2 protein-coding genes and 1 pseudogene are annotated in these 2,198 nt (G+C 57.6%); 1 reads left to right on the top strand and 2 read right to left on the bottom strand.

The window, feature by feature from the left end; all coding sequences use genetic code 11:
- Positions 1-166 precede the first annotated feature (166 nt).
- A pseudogene (locus NTW95_06785) lies at positions 167-903 on the top strand (alpha/beta hydrolase).
- A gap of 130 nt (positions 904-1,033) precedes the next feature.
- Here NTW95_06785 and NTW95_06790 read toward each other — a convergent pair.
- Both NTW95_06790 and NTW95_06795 read right to left on the bottom strand, forming a co-directional pair.
- Positions 1,034-1,969 carry a radical SAM protein gene (locus tag NTW95_06790; protein ID MCX6557123.1) on the bottom strand — a complete coding sequence of 312 codons (936 nt, stop codon included), beginning with the start codon at positions 1,967-1,969 and terminating at the stop codon, positions 1,034-1,036.
- 19 nt (positions 1,970-1,988) lie between these two features.
- On the bottom strand, positions 1,989-2,198 hold a 210-nt coding region (locus NTW95_06795), incomplete at its 5' end, for a hypothetical protein (GenBank protein ID MCX6557124.1).

Consider the following 2,198-nt stretch of genomic DNA (forward strand, 5'->3'; position numbering starts at 1 on the left):
GGACTTCGCTCGGGAAAAACCCTTTGTCTGGGAAGGAAACTGACGATGTTCGACTTTTCCGGTCTCGGCCGGATTCCGGCGATCCCGACGACAAATGGTCTTGACACGCAATAGCCGTCTTCCTATACTTGACCCGTTAGAAGCAAATTCTTAGGAGAGGGGAAAAATGCCGTACGCCACCACCGACGACGGAGTGAAACTGTACTACGAGGAGACCGGGTCAGGCACGCCGGTCGTTTTCGTGCATGAATTCGCCGGCGACCAACACAGCTGGGAGCCGCAGGTCAGGCATTTCGGCCAGCGCTATCGCGCCATCGCCTATAACGCGCGCGGCTATCCGCCCTCCGACGTGCCTGAGGAGATCTCCTCCTATTCTCAGAACCGCGCCGCCGACGACATCGCTGCGGTGCTCGATCATCTCGGGATCGCTCGTGCGCATGTCGTCGGCCTGTCGATGGGCGGTTTCGCCGCGCTGCACTTCGGCTTCCGCCATCCGGCGCGCGCCCGCTCGCTCACCGTCGGCGGCTGCGGCTACGGCGCCGAGCCGTCGCAGCGCGACAAGTTTCGCGCCGAGGCAGATGTGACCGCTGCCTTCATCAAGAGCCAGGGCATGGCCGCCTTCGCCGAAAAATACGCGTACGGCCCCACCCGCGTGCAGTTCGAGAACAAGGACCCGCGAGGCTTTGCCGAGTTCAAGCGCCTGCTGGCCGGGCATTCCTGATGAAACAGAACATCCCGACGGCGGCCATGGCCGTCAAGCCAAATTGCGGGCACGGCATCAACGCGGAGGAGCCGGACGAGTTCAACGCGATCGTCGGCGACTTCCTGGCTCAGGTGGACAGCGGCCGCTGGCCCACTCGCGACCCCCGTACGGTAACGGCGTCGATCACCGGTATGCGCTGAGGATCGGGAAGACAAACCGTAGCGACTGGCGGCTGTGGGAGCAAACATCAACTGCCGGTCCTTGCAAGACCTGTCCCTAAAACTTTGAAGGAGTTTTTCGATATTGGATCATAAGGAGAAGGTTCGGTTCCTATTCACTGCATCTTTCTCCCGGCAGACTGCAGCAGTCTTCTGAAAATACCGTTTTCAAACCTTTATTCCGCGCATAAGCAACGGTGGCTTCATCAGGATAAGCGATTCCATTCACGCCGCAATCGATTGCATTCATCTCAGCCCGTCGTTTGTATTGACCCGGCGGTCGTGCGCAACCCAGGGTTATCGGCGTAGCGGGATTTAAAACCCGTGCGGTTGCCATTATTTCGGCTGCCTCATCCATCGATGGCGGTTGAATCCCCGCCATGGCGGTTCCACTGGCAGGGGTCAAGATAACCAGTACGATCGTTTCAGGATCTGCCTGCTGGATCATTTCCAGGGACCGCCGTTCCCCCCGGATTTGACCAAAGTGCAAACCGATTACGATATGAGGGGCAATATTTAAACCTGCGTCGCGACAGCAGAGCATGGATTGAAGATAATCGTCAGGTTTCCGGTTGAGGCGACAGACTTCGCGGATCGTTTCTTCATCGCCAATCACATCCATCAATACCTGATCCACCTCGGCTTCTTTCAGCATGGCGGCCGTTTCCCGCCGAATTAGCCCGCCATGCACCAGTACCTTCAGCCCCATTTGTTTGGCATAACCCATCACTTCCACAAAGGGCTGCAGGGGAACTTCCCCATTGGAGTTGCCGCCCCCGCTCACCAGAATACCCCGGCAGCCATTTTTCAGCAGCTTGTCAACTACCCTGCGCATCGCTTGCGGGCTGGTCGCCCCAATCATGGTCTGCAGCAACGTGCCCTCACAATGGGCGCATCGGCAGGCGCAGGCTTCCCCGGTGACACTTAGATTGGCAAAGGAAAATGGGCGGTTCGAATAATATGGGTTATCATAGTGCTTAGCCCCGGGGGCTGAAAACCATATTTCCGACTTGAACTCCTGCCTGGTTTCCCAGGCCTTTTGAATCATTGCCCGAAGGGCTGTCATATTACTCGACTCCATCCCCATTTTCACGACGATTAAGACTTTTTACGAGGTCATCATCCCATATTTGGGGAAGAATCCTCTCTATGTCCTCCGGTCCGGGCTGGAAGGGGTAATTGCGCATCGGTTCACTGGCCCGTTCATTGCCGAAGGGTCGGTTGCAGGCCACTTGGCCGTCTTGATCCGGGCAACCCGAGGTCATAAAAGCCTCCCC

Source organism: Candidatus Aminicenantes bacterium (genome assembly GCA_026393795.1).
Lineage (GTDB): Bacteria > Acidobacteriota > Aminicenantia > UBA2199 > UBA2199 > UBA2199.